The following is a 14,782-nucleotide window of genomic DNA, read 5'->3' on the forward strand; positions in this document are numbered from 1 at the left end:
GATGGACGTCGCACAGGTGCGGGAGACATAGGCGACCGTCTCGTCGCCGTGGTCGAACCAGATGGCGAACCACTGGTCGTCCGTGACGCCGCAGGCGGTGATGCTGTGGCCGTTGACCGTCGGGCAGCCGGCCGTGGAGCACGTGCGGTTCTGGCCCGGCCTGATCTCCCCCACGATCTCCGCGTCGCTGCGCGCGTTCGCCCTGATCCGCGCCAGCTCCCAGCCGCCCTTGACCGTGACGCGCGTGTCGGCCGCCACGACGCCCCGGACTTCCGCCGTCACCGGTGCGGTCGAGGACATCAGGAGGAGCGGTGCCGCGACGGCCGCGGCGAGGGTCAGGCGGTGCATGAGGTGACGTCCCGTCGATCGCTGCTTCATGGTCGTTCCAAGTCGCCGAAGGGGTGCTGCCGTTCACCTCAAGCCTGTCCGGGGCGCACCTGCGCCAAAAGGCAATGGCAACGACTCGCCACCCGCCTGCACAATCGACACGGACGGTGCCGGCCTGACGATCGTCTGCGTCATCAAGCCCGAACTGCGCGCCGCCGCCGACACCGAGCTGCCCCCGGACCTCCCGGCCGCCGGCCTCGGCCAGGCAGTAGTCCCGGCGCAGCACCGCAGGTGCCCGGGCGCCTTGACCTCAAGTCCACTTGCGGTTCTACGGTGCAGTTGTCTCCGTACGAACTTTCCCAAGGGGTACCGCACATGACCACCCAGTACCGCCCCGAGGCCGACGCCGCCGCCCAAGCCGAAGCCGCCCTCGCCGGGCAGCCGGCCGCGTACTGGACCGGCCTCGCCTACGAGGCCCTGATCGCCTTCACCCGGGCCCAGCAGGCCGAACTCGGCTTCACCCAGCCCCAGTACTGGCTGCTGCGCAACCTGTCGAAGAACGATCTCTCGCCCGACGGGCAGGGCATGACCCTCACCGAGCTCCAGCAGGCCATGAGCTCCTACCTCCGCTCCGAGGACGACCTGAAGAGCGAGTCCGAGGTCCTGCTGGAACGCGGCTGGCTCACCCGCGACGAGGCCGGGCGGCTCTGGATCACCGAAGCGGGCGACGAGGCGCGGGCCGGTCTGAAGCGGCACGCTCCGGCGATCCGCGCCCAGATCCACGAGGGCATCGACGACGCCGACTACGTCACCGCCCTGAAGGTGCTCCGGCAGATGCTCCGGAACACCGGCCATCCGGTGGACTAGGACTAGGACTAGGCCCGCACGGCGGCGCTTGACACCGGGACGCAGGCGGTCAGAGCGGCTTGAGACGGCGGTGCAGGAGGCAGAATTCGTTGCCTTCCGGGTCGGCCAGGACGTGCCAGTTCTCGGCGCCGGTCTGGCCGACGTCGGCGGGCCTGGCGCCGAGGGCGAGCAGGCGCTCCAGCTCGGCGTCCTGGTCGCGGTCGGTGGGGTTGACGTCGATGTGCAGGGGGAGCTTCCCGGTCCGCGGATCGCTGCTGGGGCTGAGGACGAGCGTGGGCTGCGGGCCGCCGAAGCCGGCGTCGGGCGGTCCGATCTCGATGCTTCCGTCGTCCTCCCGGCCGAGTTCGACGTAACCGAGGACCTCGCTCCAGAATGCGGCGAGCCTCTCGGGGTCGGCGCAGTCGAGGACCAGTTCACTGATGCGGCATGCCATGCCCGTCAGTCTATGTACCCGGATCCGATCGTCCGGCTACGCACCCGGATCCGATCGTCCGGAGGAAGCGGCCTGGCCCGTCAGGCGGCGGACCAGGGCGATCAGAGTCTCGCGCTCGTCGTGGGGCGTGCGGCCGGCGCCGTGGATCATGCGCGCAGCCTGGGGGACGGTGAACCACCAGGCCACCAGGGCGAGGACGCCGCTGAGCAGCGCCTTCGGGTCCAACTCCGGGTCCAGCAGCCCGGATTCCCGGGCCCGGTCCAGGACGCGGACGCGGGAGGCGTAGAGCGCCGAGCGCTCGGGCTCGTTGAGGGCCGGCTCGGCGGTGCCGGTGTCGCGCAGGCCCTCCCAGTACAGCAGGCGGATGAACTGCGGGTGCGTGCGGTGGAAGTCGTACAGGCGGCCGGCGTACGCGCCGAGGTCCGCGGCCAGTTCCTCGGTGAGCGGGACGGCCGTGGTGATGCGCTCCAGCTCGTGCTCGAGGACGTGCGCGAAGAGCTGCCGCTTGTTGCCGAAGTACTGGTAGATCCGTTCCTTGTTGACCCCGGCCCGGCTTCCGATGCGGTCGACCCGGGCGCCGTCGAAGCCGTACTCGGCGAACTCGTCGACCGCCGCTTCCAGCAGGGCGGCGCGCGTGCGGGCGGTGTCCCAGGCCATGGGGGCAGCGTAGACGAGACGCCTTCGGCGATCAGCCGCCAACCGGGAATTTCCAAACGGATGGTTGGGGTTCTCTGTGCAGTTGATCGTTCCGCCGAGTTGATCGTTCCGCCGAGAAGGAGTGCACATGTCCGCCCAGGCCGCGCCCCCGAAGCACCACATGGCCTTCATGATCTGGCTGTCGGTCTTCCCGACCCTCGCCGTCATGGAGATGCTGCTCCGGCCGCTGCTCTCTCCCCTGCCGATCATCCTTCGGCTGCTGATACTCACGGCGATCGTGGTGCCGCTGGTCGTGTACCTCGTCCTGCCGCGGGTGCAGCGGGGCCGGGCTCTGCTGCTGGGCCGGGTGCGCCGGGGCTGACGCCGCCGGGCGCGCGGCGGCTGCGGTCGCGCGCCCGTCCCCCGGTCGGAGGGATGATGGTCGAGGTGGGGGCTCTTCGCCGACGAACGGACGGAACGGAGCCATCATGCTGGGTGACAGCAAGACCTTCAGCAGCTTCTCGGTCGACAGCATCGACACCGTGCGGGACTTCTACGCCACCACCCTCGGACTGCGGACCACCGAGGACAAGGACATGGCGATCCTCTTCCTGAACCTGGCCGGGGGCAGGGACGTGCTCGTCTATCCCAAGGACAACCACGTGCCCGCCACGTTCACGGTGCTGAACTTCGTCGTGGACGACGTCGACAAGGCCGTCGACGACCTGCTCGCCCGCGGGGTGACCCTGGAGCGGTACGAGGAATTCGGGCAGGACGAGAAGGGCATCGCGCGCGACCCCTCCGGCGGGCCCCCGATCGCCTGGTTCAAGGACCCGGCGGGGAACGTCCTCGCCGTGCTGCAAGAGCCGAGCTAGGGCGCCGAATCGACCTGGGGCGGCCGAATCGGCCTAGGGCCGAGCGACCGCCCGTACTAGGGCTGCGCGACCACCCTCACCCGTAGCGGGGCCCGGAAGGACAGCAGGCCGAGGATCGGCGGATCCTGGTCGGCCTCGGTGAGTCGTGCGTCCGGCATGCGGCGGGCGGCCGCGCGGAGGGCGACGGCCGCTTCCGTACGGGCCAGCGACGCGCCCGGACAGCGGTGCCGGCCGACGCCGAAGGACAGGTGGTGGCGGGCGTTCGCACGGTACGGGCACATGCGCTCCGGGTCGGCGAACACCTCCGGGTCCGAGCCGCTGCCCATGAGCATCAGGAGGAGCTGCGCGCCGGCCGGGAGGTCCGCACCGCCCAGCGTGACGGGGTGCGCAGTCACCCGGCGCCAGCTGGTCACCGGCGGCTCGCGGCGCAGCACCTCCTCCACCCACGCCTCGGCGAGGTCGGGCTCGTGCGCCGCGCGCGGCCACATGCCCGGCTCCGACAGGGCGCGGTGCAGCGTGGTGGAGATGAGCTGTCCGGTGGTGGACTGCCCGGCGATGAAGACGAAGAAGCACGCGCCGACGGCGGTCTCGACGTCCAGGAACCGGCCGTCCGGCAGGCGGTGGCGGGTCAGCGCCTCGACGAAGGAGCCGGGCCGCGCCGCGGAGTCGCGCACGGTTGCCGTGAGCCACCGGTGGAACTCGCCGACGAGCGCGGCGAGCTCCAGCTGTCGCTCGGGGGTGGGCCGGCCCCAGAACAGCTCCAGGGAGGCGTCGCTCCAGCGGACCAGAGTGGCGGGGTCGACGCCCTCGATGCCCAGGAGCTCCATCAGCACCCGGCAGGGCAGGATCTGGGCATAGGACGCGAACAGGTCGTACGAGCCGTCGGCGTCGAGGCGTGCCTGCGCGGCGTCGAGGAGCTCGTCGGCGATGCGCTCGATGACGGGGACGGCCGCGGCGACCCGCTGGGCGTTGAAGAACCGGGTGACCACGCGCCGCAGCCCGTGGTGACTGTCGGTGCCGTTGTTGGCGAGCGCGGGCGGGAGCTTGAATCCGGCGCGGGCGAGCACGCGGAGCACGGCGACGGGCAGCGGGGTGACGGCGTGCTGCGCGTTGTCGGGGTGGAAGGCCGCCGGGTCGAGCAGCACGCGGCGGATGTCCTCGTACCGGCTGACCAGCCACAGCCCGGTGCCGGGGTCCCGGTGCACGGGCGCGTCGGACCGCAGGGCGTCGAGCCAGGGGTACGGGTCGCGCACGAAGCCGTCCCCGAACACGTCGAGCCCGAACAGGTCGAGCGAGGGCTCCGCCGTACGTACGGATGCGGAAGCCGCAGCGGGTACGCAGTCGGAACCCGCAGCAGGCTCGGGGTCAGGTGCGGGCGCGGGCGCGTCCAGGGCCGGGGAAGTCACGGCCGGACGCTAACACGCACCCCCACCCGCACCCGTACCGCCCCTGACCTGCATGCGCCCGGCATCACGCGGGCCAGAGGCCCGGCTCGGCGAACAGCTCTCGCAGCCAGCGGGCGGTGCCCTCGGCGGCCTCCCGGCTGTTCCCGTGCGCGTCCCCGTCCGGTCCCGGGAAGACCCGCGCCCAGGACCACGCCCTGCCGACGGCGCCGAGCCGGCACGCCAGGCCGACCGCGCGCCGGAGTTCGGCCGTCGAGCTGCCGTCTCCGGTCCAGGGCTCCAGGTACGCGTCCCGCAGCCGCGGCAGGACCTCGGGGCCGTAGCGCTCCCGGGCCATCCGAGCCGTGACGAGCAGGCTGGAGAAGGGGTGGGCGACGATCGCGTCGCCCCAGTCGAAGAAGGCGTACCGACCCTCGCCGCGGGCGAACAGCTGGGACTCGTGGAGGTCGGAGTGGTCCAGCGAGTCTGCGATGCCCGTGCTCGCGAGCTCCTCGCACCACTCCACGAGCCGAGGCCGCTGCGCGAGCAGCGCCTGCCGGTCGGCTGGCTCCAGCACGCGGCTCGCGTCCACCAGCCTGTCGAAAATGTCCGGGAGCACGGCGGCGCGGCCGTCGGGCACGCCGATGGCCCGCAGTTCGTCCGTCCTGCCGGTGAGGGCACGCTGCAGCAGGGCGTACTGGCGCAGCGGCTCCTCCCAGGCGCGGGGGTCGGCCGCGCCTCGGTCGAGCACCTCACGGAAGAGCGCGCCTCCGTCGGGGAGCAGGGACCAGCCGCGGTCGGCGTCGACGGCCAGGGGTGCGAGGACGTGCTCCGGCACCCAGGCGGCCAGGGCCTGCCCCAGCCCCGCCTCGAAGTGGCTGGCGGGCGGGTTGGCCTTGAACCAGACGGTCTCGTGGTCGCCGACGTCGAGGCGTACGAGGACGGACCACGGACGCAGGCGCACCCTGACCGGGCCCCGCTCCCGCAGTCCGTGGTCCGCGAGCCGGTCCCGCGCCCACCCCAGGGCGGCGTCCCGCCAGGCGGGGTCCTCCCAGGGGGTCACTCCGCTCGGGTAGTCGCCTCGATCGACGGCCTCCGCCGCTTCGTGTCGCATGCGCCCATCCCATCACCCCGCCCGAGGTCGCCACACGCGATTTACGTGCGGGTGAGTGCGGGTGAGTGTGGGTGTGTGCAGGTGAGTGCGGACCTGGGCGCGGGCGTGATGGGATACGTGCATGTCGAACGTCCTCCAGCCCACCGGCTTCGCCGTCGTTCCGCTCACCGCCGCGCATGCCGACCAGGTCCTCGCGATCTACCAGGCCGGCATCGACGAGGGCAACGCGACCTTCGAGACCCGCGCGCCGACCTGGGACGTCTTCGACGCGGCGAAGCTGCCCGCGCACCGGTTCGCGGCGGTGGACGAACACGGCGGCGTGCTCGGCTGGGTCGCGGTCTGCGCGGTCTCGGACCGCTGCGCGTATGCCGGGGTCGTCGAGCACTCGGTGTACGTGCATCCCGCCGCGCGCGGACGGGGCGTCGCGTCCGCGCTGCTTGCGGCGCTGCTCGACTCCACCGACGCGGTAGGCATCTGGACCGTCCAGTCCGGGATCTTCCCGGAGAACTCGGCCAGCCTCGCCGTCCACGAGCGGGCGGGCTTTCGCGTGATCGGAGTACGCGAGAGGATCGGCCGGCATCACGGCGTCTGGCGCGACGTCGTCCTCATGGAGCGCCGCAGCCCGCGCGTCGACTGACCACACCTCTCGACTGACCGCACCTCTCGGCTGACCGCGTCCCTCGACTGACCGCATCTCTCGCCAGACCGCGTCGCTCCCCCCGCAAGCCCCTCGCCCAAGGCTTTGACCCACCCAAAACTCGCCGCACCCAAAAGTCGCCAGAATGGCCACTTCCATTCACCTTCGGGCCACCTTCTGCGCTCCGCCATCACAGAACATCGACGCGGCGACGGGTCGGCGGAGGGAAATCACGGTGCTGCTGCGATATTCGGGGCGGGCCTCCCGCTGGACAGGGGCGGCCGCCGTGGTGGTGGGGTCGCTGGTGCTCTCGGGCTGCGGCACGAGCGGCTCGGCGGAGGAAGCCAAGCCGTCCTCCACGGTGCCGATCCCGGACATCGACTGCGCGAGCGGCGGCATGGTGAACGGCTCGGGGTCGACCGCTCAGCAGAACGCGATGAAGCGCTGGATGCAGCAGTACCAGCTCGCCTGCCCCAAGGTGCGGCTCTCGTACAACCCGCTCGGCTCCGGCGCCGGCGTGGCCCAGTTCCGGCGCGGCGCGACCGCGTTCGGCGGCACCGACAAGGCGCTGTCGGGCGAGGACCGCGACGTACCGAAGGACGTGTGCCCCGGCGGCCGGGCGATCGACATCCCGCTGGTGGGCGGCCCGATCGCGCTCGGCTACAACGTGCCGGGCGTGACCCGGCTGGTCCTCGACGCGCCGGCGCTCGCCAAGATCTTCGACCTCCGGATCACCAACTGGAACGACAAGGCGATCCAACGCCTCAACCCCGACGCGAAGTTGCCGGACCTCCCCATCGTGCCCGTGCACCGGGCCGACGACTCCGGCACGACACAGAACCTCAATGCCTACCTGAAGGGCGCGGCCCGCTCCGGCTGGCCGTACCCGGCGGAGAAGAAGTGGCAGGCGCGGGGCGGCCATTCGGCGAACGGTTCGGACGGGATCGCCACGGCGGTGACGCAGACCGAGGGCGCGATCGGCTACTTCGAGCTGTCCTTCGCCGCGAAGAAGAAGATCGACACGGTACGCATCGCCACCGGCGCGCCCGAGCCGGTCGCCCCCACGACGCAGAGCGCGTCGGTGGGCATCGCGACCGCCGAGGTGGTCGGCAAGAACGGTGACCTTGCGCTGGAGTTCGACTACCGGACGAAGGCGGAGGGCGCGTACCCGATCGTGCTCGTCACGTACGAGATCGTCTGCGACACGGGCAACCGGCCGGAAAGCCTGCCCGCGCTCAAGTCCTTCCTCTCGTACGCGGCGAGCGAGCAGGGGCAGAAGGAGCTGCACGCGATCCACTACGCCCCGCTGCCCCAGAAGGTCGCAGAGCAGGTCCGGGCGGTCGTCAACACCCTGTCCTGAGGGGCGGTTTCCGAACCGAACCCCGCCCCTGTGCGGGGCGGGGCGGGCCTACGATTTGTCGGTCACCCCAGGAAGGCCGTGGTCGTCGCCACGAAGCGGTCGGCGTCGTCGAGCCACGGGAAGTGACCGGCGCGTGGCTGGACCACGAGCTCGGGCGTGGGGAACAGCGCGGCGAGCTCGGTCATGGCGCGCGGCGGCGAGTTGAGGTCGACCTCTCCCGCGAGGACCAGCACCGGGGCGTCGAAGCGGGCGAGCGCGGTGCGGGTGGCGTCCGGGTCGAAGGCGCCGTCCGCGCCGAGGCCCTGCGCCGCCTCCATGTTCTTCTGCTCGTCCTCGGCCGCTCGGTGGGCCTGGGCGGCCTCGTCCCAACGGCCGTAGAAGAACGGGGAGATGGCGGCAAAGCGCTCGCCCGTCACCTGTCCGGCGACGATCGCCTCCAGGGCGGCGAACGCCTCGTCGAACCACGGCTCGTCCTGGCGCAGCCGCGCGGTCGCGATCCGGTCGTCGGCGGTGACCTCGACGCCGACGGCCCGGGTGCTGGGGGTGATGAGCGCCAGCTTCGCGACGCGTTCCGGGTGGCGGGCGGCGTACTGGGCCGCGATGTTCGCGCCGGCGGAGTGTGCGAGAAGGTCCATGCGGTCGAGGCCCAGATGGACGCGCAGCGCCTCCAGGTCGTCGACGAGCCGGTCGCAGCGGTAGGCGGCGGGATCCGCGGGGGCGGGGGAACCGCCGGTGCCGCGGAGGTCGAGCATGATCAGGCGGCGGTGGGCGGACAGGCCGCCGAGATCGGCGAGGTACAGGGAGTCCTGCGGCCCTCCGGGGACGCAGACGACGGGATCGCCGTCGCCGGTCTCGCGGTAGGCGAGTGCGGTTCCGTCGTAGGTGGTGAAGGAGGCATACATGGCGGAGATCTTCACAGGATCCTCGGGGAGCGGGCAACCGGGTTCCGGATCGGCTCCCGGGGGCGCACGGGTGTGGGTTCCTTCCGGCTGCGCCGCAGGTGGGGCAGACTCGTCCGCATGTTGCGCCTGCACGTGATGACCTCGGAAGACTGGCCGTTGTGGCGGGACGTCCGCCTCGCCGCGCTGACCGATGCTCCGCACGCCTTCAAGGCACGGCTGGACGACTGGTCGCGGGGTGGGGAGACGCAGTGGCGCGAGCGGTTGACGGCCCCGGGGACGTACAACCTCGTGGCGGTCCTGGACGACAGTCCGGTGGGCGTGGCGAGGGGTGTGCCCCGCGGCGGGGCCGCAGATGTGGTGGAGCTGCGGTCCGTGTGGGTCGGGCCGGAGGCGCGGGGCCGGGGTGTCGGGGACCGGTTGATCGAGGCGGTCGAGGCGTGGGCGTTGCGCTCGGAGGCGTATGCGCTGGAGCTGGCGGTGCTGCCGGACAACGAGTCGGCGGTCGCGCTGTACCGGCGGAACGGCTTCGACCTCGCGGGGGTCGACGCGGCGGGGCAGCAGGTGATGACGAAGCCGCTGCGGGTGGAGTGACGCGCGCGCCCAAGGGGGCGGGTGTGACGTTCCCGGGCACGGGCGCGCTGAAGAGATCATGAACGGTATGCGGCGGGTCATCGGGGTGGGCGCAAGACGGGGCAGGGCCACGGGCGCCGTCGGGGCGCGGGGGCGTGGCTGAATGTTCCGGTTGTCGCCGCGCTCGTGGCTGATCCTTTCCGTTCCCTGCGTCGCGCTCGTCGTGTGGGCGGTGGTATTGGCGTTGCCGCCGATGTGGCCGGTCGGCCGCGGGGTCGGCGTGCCGTTGCCGGACGCGGCTCTTCCCGGCGGCGGGGTCGCCCAGTTGTCCAAGTGCCGGGTGGACGACGGGCCGCGGCCGGTCGCGAAGGGGGCGGGCGAGCAGGGCAAGGACCCCGCGCTGGCGTTCGGCGGCTGGAGCGCGCAATCCCCCGGCGCGAAGCAGCCCGGACGCACCACCTTCAGCGTCCACGCCGCCCTCCGCACCCTCGACCGCCCGCTGACCCTCGCCGCCCCGCTCGCCAAGGGCGGGGTGACGGTGGACGTCTACGGCCCGCGAGGCGAGGGCCGCCGTGCCTCGGCCCGCGGCCTGACGGCGAAGGTCGTGGACGAGAAGGACCGGACCGTCCCCACTCCCCACTCCGACGCGTTCCGCATCAACCCCGGCGACGTGCTCTACCTGAAGGTGGACCTTCCGGCCGGAGCCCTGTGCCCCGGGTACGAGCTGATGACCGTCGGCGACTGCTCCCCCAAGCTGACCAACGACGCCCAGAACTGCCCGGTCCTGACGCTCACTCTCACCGACCCGGCGATCCGCGCCCACCGGGCGGCGGTGACGGGCGAACCCGAGGACCGGCTCAGCGACCGTCTGGTCGTGGTGTCCTGGGAACCGAGGCGCTCGCAGACCTGAGCGCGCCGGGCCTCGGGGGCGCGATCAGAGGTCGGCCACGAGGGCGGTGGCGTTGTCGGCGTGCGGGCCGGCGTGGGCCACGGCCGCCTGGACCAGGGCGCGGGCAGCTTGGTGCGGGGTGCCGGCCAGGTAGGCGGTGAGGTCGAGGTCGTGGTCCTCCAGGGGCTCGTAGCAGCCGTCGCTGGCCAGGAGGAGGCGGCCGGTCGCCGGTGCGGTGACGGTGCCGATGGCCGGGGTGTCGCGGATGTCGCCCAGGTACGACGTGACGGTGTTGCGGGCGTACGGCCCGGGTACGGCGCCGAGGTCGAGGAGGACCTGGCGCATGTTGTGGTCGGTGGTGAGGCGGACGAGCGGCAGCCCGTCGGGCGCGAGGTAGGCGCGGGAGTCGCCGCACCAGGCGACCGCGAGCGGTTCCCCGGGCGCGGCGACGGCGACGACCGCGACGGCTGCGGGCAGATGGGCCGCCTTCCACGTGTCCCGGTCCGGTTCGGCCGCGGCGAGGGCGTGCACCGCCCGCAGCCCGCCCTCCGCGCCGTCGCGCGCGGCGGCGCGGGCGAGCCGACGGGCGTACGTACGGGTCCAGTCACGGACCTCGTCGGAGCTTCCGATGCCGTCGAGGAGCGCGTAGGCGCGGGTCCCGCTGCCGGCGCCGGTGTACGTCGCGGTCGCGTCGCACTGGTGCGAGCGGCCGCCGATCAGCTGTGCGGTCGCGTGAGTACGCATGACGCTCCCTGGAGAATGCGGGCTGCCCGCCCTTGGGGCACAGGACACAGGACAACTGTGTCACCCCCGGCGTTCGAGGAGCGTCAGCACGTCGGCGCGGCTGCCACAGTCGGTCGCGCGCTCAGGGCGTCAGGACCAGCTGGCCGTCCGTCTCGTACTCAGGGGGTCAGAACCAGCCGGCCGTCCGGCGCGCACTCAGGGCGTCAGAACCAGCCGGCCGCGCAGGCCGCCCTTCGCCAGGCGGGCGTGGGCGCGGGGGGCTTCCTCCAGCGGGAGCGTGTCGGCGACGCGCGGGGTGAGGCGGCCCGTGTCGGCGAGCGCGGCGAGGTGGGCGAGCGTGCGCGCGTCGGCCGCGATCCAATGCTGGTGGACCGTGATGCCGCGCAGCGCGGCCGGCGCGCTGCCGCCGACGACGGACACGAACGCGCCCCGGTTGCGCACGGCCCCCAGGACCGGGATGCCGAGCGCGGCCGCGTCGAGCGCGGCGTCCACCCCGCCGGGCGCCAGGGCACGGACCTCCTCCGCGAGGTCCGGCGCGGTGCGCGGGACGAACCGCTCAGCGCCCGCGCCCCGGACGAAGGCCTCGTCCTCGGCCCCGGCGACGGCCACGACGCGCAGCCCGCGTCCCGCGGCCAGTTCGACGGCGAAGCCGCCGACCGCGCCCGCCGCTCCGGTGACGAGCAGGGTCGAGCCCGGGGCCATGTCGAGCACGCCCAGGGCCTGGAAGGCAGTGAGTCCGCTCAGCGGAAGCGTGGCCGCCTCAGCGGCGGAGAGGCCGGCGGGGGCCGGGGCGACGGCGCCCACGTCGAGGACGACGTACTCGGCGTACGTGCCGAGGGGGACGTCGAGCCGGTCGCGTACGCCGATCACCGCATCGCCCGGTGCGAAGCCGACGACTCCCGCCCCGAGCGCGTCCACGATCCCGGCCACGTCCCAGCCGATGCCGATGACGTCCCGGGCCGGCATCAGCCCGGCCGCGAGGAGTTGGCCGGATCGGGTCGCCGCGTCGACCGGGTTCACCGCGGCGGCCTCGACCCGGATCCGTATCTGCCCCGGGCCGGGGACGGGCACGAACACGTCCATCAGCTCCAGTGCCTCCGGTCCGCCCACGTTCCGTACGACGACCGCGCGCATGCGCGACTCCTTCCCCTCGGCCGGCTGGCCACTTCCTTCTGGCTGCCTTCGACCCTAGGGAGAGCTACTCTCCTCCGGGAAGAAGGCACTTCAAGGTGCGTAATGCACGCCGAGGAGAGCCATGAGGGAGGGGGAAGCGATGACGAGGACGCCCGCGCAAGCGCGCTCCGAGGGGCGTTCCGAGGGCCGGGCCCAGGCGCGGGCCGCCTATGACGCCTATCTCGCCGAGTGCCCGGCGCGGCACCTGCTGGACCGGATCGGCGACAAGTGGGTGAGCCTGATCATCAACGCACTGGCCGACGGCCCGCAGCGCTACTCGGACCTGTCCCGGCGGATCGTGAGTGTCAGTCAGAAGATGCTGACGCAGAGTCTGCGGAACCTGGAGCGGGACGGACTGGTGACGCGGACCGTCACGCCGTCCGTCCCGGTCCGCGTCGACTACGCCCTGACCCCGCTCGGCGAGAGCCTGGTCCCGGTGATGCGGGCGATCAAGGCGTGGGCCGAGCAGCACATGGACGAGGTGCTGGCGGCCCGTTCGGCACACGACGACGGCTGAGCTGCCGTCGCGGTCCCACGGAAGCGTCAGCTCGTGACGGTGATCTGCTGGGCGGTGTCCGTGGTGTCGGTGACCAGGTAGGTCGCGGAGAAGGTGGCCGTCTGGTTGCCGGTGGGGCAGAAGAACCCGCCGGTCACGGTGGCCGCGACGGGCGCGTTGGCGATGGCGAGCTGCGACGGTGTGCCGTTCGTCCAGGTGCCGTTGACGGCGCTCGGCCCGGTCGGCGAGGCGGTGATGGTGCAGCTCGCGAGCCCGCTGGTGCGGATGACGACGCCGCCCTTGGGCATGGTGAGACCGGCCGCGACGGGCGTGCCGTACTGGGCCGACATCGACCACGGGCCGTTCGTGGAGTTGGCGGTCACGGTGACGCTCACACCGCCGATGTTGGTGCTGCAGCCGCTGAACGTGGGCGGGTTGATCGTGGCGCTGACCGGACCGTCGGCGTTGTGGTTGCCGGGGGCCGCGGGGATCGTGTTATTGGCGCCGGTCGTCGCCGTGGAGGCGGAGACAGTGCAGGTCATGACGGTCGATCCGGCGGTGAAGGTGGCCTTGCCGGTGAGCGTGGCGGCGAACCGGTGGCCCGCCGGGGACACGGTGGTGGAGCTCGCCTGCGCCCCGAGGTCGTGAGCGGCGGCCGCGCCGCCGAGGCCGAGCGCCGCGGCGGTGGCGAGGACGGTCGCCGAGGCGAAGAGGGCGTGCGCGCGCGAGGTGGCGTCGAACATGGGGATCTCCTCGAACGGAAGGGGTGGTGGGGGAAGTGCGAGGAGGTGCGGATGCGTGCGGATGCATGCGGGTGTGTGGGGAAGTGAGCGGTGGTGGGGGTGCGCCGCATGCAAAGTGACTTGAGAGTAGGACCGGCCAGTAGGGCTGTACAGGTCCACTTCGCGCCACTCGGAACGACGCACCGGCGGCGCCGAGGGAGCGCCGCCGATGCGTCGTTCCGAGTGGCGGCGTACTAGTCGACCAGCTCGCCGTCGCGGGCCACGACGAGGCCGCCGTGGACGACGATGTCCCGGCGGGGCATGTCCACCACGACCTGGGGCAGGCACTCGCCGCGTACGAGCACGAAGTCGGCCGGGGCGCCGGGCTTGAGATCCGCGTGGGCCAGGTGCATGACGTCCGCGCCGCCGTGGGCGGCGACGGTGTAACAGTCCGTCAGCTCCTCGTCGAGGCGGACGTCGTTCACCCAGCCGAGGATGTGGGCGCGGTGCAGCATGTCCGCGTTGCCGAACGGGCTCCACGAGTCGCGCACCCCGTCGGAGCCGAGGCCGACGCGCACCCCGTGCTCGCGCAGCTTCCCGATCGGCAGGACCAGGCTGGCGGAGTAGGCGACCGTGGTCAGGGCGATGTCGAGCTCGCCGAGGTCTGCGGCCATCGCGCCCAGGTCCTTGTCCGACAGGGCGGGCAGGCAGAAGACGTGGCTGACGGTGACCTGGCCCCTGAGGGAGAGGGCGCGGGTGCGGTCGATGATGGCGCGCATGGTCGCGAGGCCCGTCTCGCCCCGGTCGTGCAGGTGGATGTCGAGGCCGATGCCGTGCCGGTCCGCGATGCCGAAGACGAGGTCGAGCTGCTCGTCCAGGGCGTCGTCGAAGCCGATCGGGTCGATGCCGCCGATCATGTCGACGAGGCCGGTACGGGCGGCCTCCTCAAGGAGTTCGGCCGTGCCGGGGGTGCGGATGACGCCGTGCTGCGGGAACGCGACGATCTGGACGTCGAGCGCGTGGCTGAGCCGGCGGCGGGCCTCGCTCAGTCCCTCGACTCCGGCCAGGTCGTAGGCGGGGGCGATGTCCGCGTGGGCGCGCATCGCGCGGGTGCCTCGGGTGACGGCGTGGGACATCAGGCCGTACGCGCGGTCCGCGACGGAGCGGCGCTGGGCGCGGAACAGCTCCACGTCCTGCGCGACGAAGTCGGCGATGGTGCTCGCAGGCTTGCGCGAGACCCACTTGCCGCCCCAGGACGTCTTGTCCGGGTGGATGTGCGCGTCGACGAGGGACGGCAGCGCGATGCGGCCGCCGCCGTCGACGACGTGCGCGCCGCGGGGCGCGGGGCCCTGCGAGATGCGGCCGTCGACGACGACCAGGTCCACGGCCTTCGCCGCGCCGAACGGGCGGACGTTCTTGAACACCACGGGCTTGCCGGGACGGCCGTTCTGCCGCCGGGCGTCGCGCACGGTCGCGGTGCCGGACGCGGGGGCTGCGGACGCGCCGGACCCGACGGTCGCGGCCTGCGCGGGGACCGCCGCACCGGCGAAGGCGGCTGTCGTCCCGGCCAGCGCGGCGGCGCCGGCAAGCATCGTGCGCCGGGACAGCGCGCTCGACGGCTGCGGGGACTGCGAGGTCGACTCCATGGGAGCTCC

18 protein-coding genes are annotated in these 14,782 nt (G+C 72.7%); 8 read left to right on the forward strand and 10 right to left on the reverse strand.

Features of this window, described 5'->3' with window-relative positions; all coding sequences use genetic code 11:
- On the reverse strand, window positions 1-348 hold a 348-nt coding region (locus VIU94_RS09145), incomplete at its 3' end, for a hypothetical protein (protein WP_331909466.1).
- A gap of 354 nt (window positions 349-702) precedes the next feature.
- Between VIU94_RS09145 and VIU94_RS09150 the strand changes: the two genes are divergently transcribed.
- Entirely contained in the window at window positions 703-1,194 is a 492-nt protein-coding gene (locus VIU94_RS09150; protein WP_331909468.1) for a winged helix DNA-binding protein, read from the forward strand.
- 49 nt (window positions 1,195-1,243) lie between these two features.
- Here the strand turns inward: VIU94_RS09150 and VIU94_RS09155 are convergent, their stop codons facing one another.
- Together VIU94_RS09155 and VIU94_RS09160 are read right to left on the reverse strand one after the other, a co-directional pair.
- The gene (locus VIU94_RS09155) at window positions 1,244-1,627 is read right to left on the reverse strand and encodes a VOC family protein (RefSeq protein ID WP_331909470.1); all 384 of its coding nucleotides are present in this window, start codon (window positions 1,625-1,627) and stop codon (window positions 1,244-1,246) included.
- 36 nt (window positions 1,628-1,663) lie between these two features.
- On the reverse strand, window positions 1,664-2,284 hold the full coding sequence (locus tag VIU94_RS09160; protein ID WP_331909472.1) for a TetR/AcrR family transcriptional regulator: 621 nt from the start codon (window positions 2,282-2,284) through the stop codon (window positions 1,664-1,666).
- A gap of 127 nt (window positions 2,285-2,411) precedes the next feature.
- On the opposite strand from VIU94_RS09160, the gene VIU94_RS09165 reads away from it, so the two are divergent.
- Together VIU94_RS09165 and VIU94_RS09170 are read left to right on the forward strand one after the other, a co-directional pair.
- Window positions 2,412-2,645, forward strand: a complete 234-nt coding sequence (locus tag VIU94_RS09165; protein ID WP_331909474.1) for a hypothetical protein — start codon at window positions 2,412-2,414, stop codon at window positions 2,643-2,645.
- Between the two features lie 106 nt (window positions 2,646-2,751).
- Window positions 2,752-3,138, forward strand: a complete 387-nt coding sequence (locus VIU94_RS09170) for a VOC family protein (RefSeq protein ID WP_331909476.1) — start codon at window positions 2,752-2,754, stop codon at window positions 3,136-3,138.
- A 56-nt stretch (window positions 3,139-3,194) separates the two neighbouring features.
- Here the strand turns inward: VIU94_RS09170 and VIU94_RS09175 are convergent, their stop codons facing one another.
- Window positions 3,195-4,544 carry a cytochrome P450 gene (locus tag VIU94_RS09175; RefSeq protein WP_331909478.1) on the reverse strand — a complete coding sequence of 450 codons (1,350 nt, stop codon included), beginning with the start codon at window positions 4,542-4,544 and terminating at the stop codon, window positions 3,195-3,197.
- Between the two features lie 64 nt (window positions 4,545-4,608).
- The gene (locus VIU94_RS09180) at window positions 4,609-5,634 is read right to left on the reverse strand and encodes an aminoglycoside phosphotransferase family protein (RefSeq protein WP_331909480.1); all 1,026 of its coding nucleotides are present in this window, start codon (window positions 5,632-5,634) and stop codon (window positions 4,609-4,611) included.
- Window positions 5,635-5,755: 121 nt separating this feature from the next.
- On the opposite strand from VIU94_RS09180, the gene VIU94_RS09185 reads away from it, so the two are divergent.
- Together VIU94_RS09185 and pstS are read left to right on the forward strand one after the other, a co-directional pair.
- Window positions 5,756-6,271: a GNAT family N-acetyltransferase gene (locus tag VIU94_RS09185; protein WP_331909482.1), complete on the forward strand. Its 516-nt coding sequence runs from the start codon at window positions 5,756-5,758 to the stop codon at window positions 6,269-6,271.
- A 235-nt stretch (window positions 6,272-6,506) separates the two neighbouring features.
- A complete protein-coding gene (gene pstS, locus VIU94_RS09190) occupies window positions 6,507-7,631 on the forward strand; it encodes a phosphate ABC transporter substrate-binding protein PstS (protein WP_331909484.1) in 1,125 nt (374 codons plus the stop codon).
- A gap of 62 nt (window positions 7,632-7,693) precedes the next feature.
- Here the strand turns inward: pstS and VIU94_RS09195 are convergent, their stop codons facing one another.
- Entirely contained in the window at window positions 7,694-8,533 is an 840-nt protein-coding gene (locus VIU94_RS09195) for an alpha/beta fold hydrolase (RefSeq protein ID WP_331909524.1), read from the reverse strand.
- Between the two features lie 117 nt (window positions 8,534-8,650).
- Between VIU94_RS09195 and VIU94_RS09200 the strand changes: the two genes are divergently transcribed.
- A complete protein-coding gene (locus tag VIU94_RS09200) occupies window positions 8,651-9,124 on the forward strand; it encodes a GNAT family N-acetyltransferase (protein WP_331909486.1) in 474 nt (157 codons plus the stop codon).
- A gap of 142 nt (window positions 9,125-9,266) precedes the next feature.
- Entirely contained in the window at window positions 9,267-10,013 is a 747-nt protein-coding gene (locus VIU94_RS09205) for a hypothetical protein (protein ID WP_331909488.1), read from the forward strand.
- A 24-nt stretch (window positions 10,014-10,037) separates the two neighbouring features.
- On the opposite strand, the gene VIU94_RS09210 is transcribed toward VIU94_RS09205, so the two are convergent.
- Both VIU94_RS09210 and VIU94_RS09215 read right to left on the reverse strand, forming a co-directional pair.
- Window positions 10,038-10,736, reverse strand: coding sequence for a PP2C family protein-serine/threonine phosphatase (locus tag VIU94_RS09210; protein ID WP_331909490.1), 699 nt, complete (start codon window positions 10,734-10,736; stop codon window positions 10,038-10,040).
- A 195-nt stretch (window positions 10,737-10,931) separates the two neighbouring features.
- Window positions 10,932-11,870: an NADP-dependent oxidoreductase gene (locus VIU94_RS09215; protein ID WP_331909492.1), complete on the reverse strand. Its 939-nt coding sequence runs from the start codon at window positions 11,868-11,870 to the stop codon at window positions 10,932-10,934.
- A 139-nt stretch (window positions 11,871-12,009) separates the two neighbouring features.
- Here VIU94_RS09215 and VIU94_RS09220 point away from each other — a divergent pair, with 139 nt between their 5' ends.
- Window positions 12,010-12,426 (forward strand): winged helix-turn-helix transcriptional regulator, encoded by a 417-nt coding sequence (locus VIU94_RS09220; RefSeq protein ID WP_331909494.1) that lies wholly within the window; start codon window positions 12,010-12,012, stop codon window positions 12,424-12,426.
- A 26-nt stretch (window positions 12,427-12,452) separates the two neighbouring features.
- Here VIU94_RS09220 and VIU94_RS09225 read toward each other — a convergent pair whose 3' ends face one another.
- On the reverse strand, window positions 12,453-13,148 hold the full coding sequence (locus VIU94_RS09225; protein WP_331909496.1) for a hypothetical protein: 696 nt from the start codon (window positions 13,146-13,148) through the stop codon (window positions 12,453-12,455).
- A gap of 233 nt (window positions 13,149-13,381) precedes the next feature.
- A complete protein-coding gene (locus VIU94_RS09230; protein ID WP_331909498.1) occupies window positions 13,382-14,773 on the reverse strand; it encodes an amidohydrolase in 1,392 nt (463 codons plus the stop codon).
- Window positions 14,774-14,782 lie beyond the last annotated feature (9 nt).

Origin of the sequence: Streptomyces sp., from assembly GCF_036566765.1 — a bacterium.
Classification (GTDB): Bacteria; Actinomycetota; Actinomycetes; order Streptomycetales; family Streptomycetaceae; genus Streptomyces.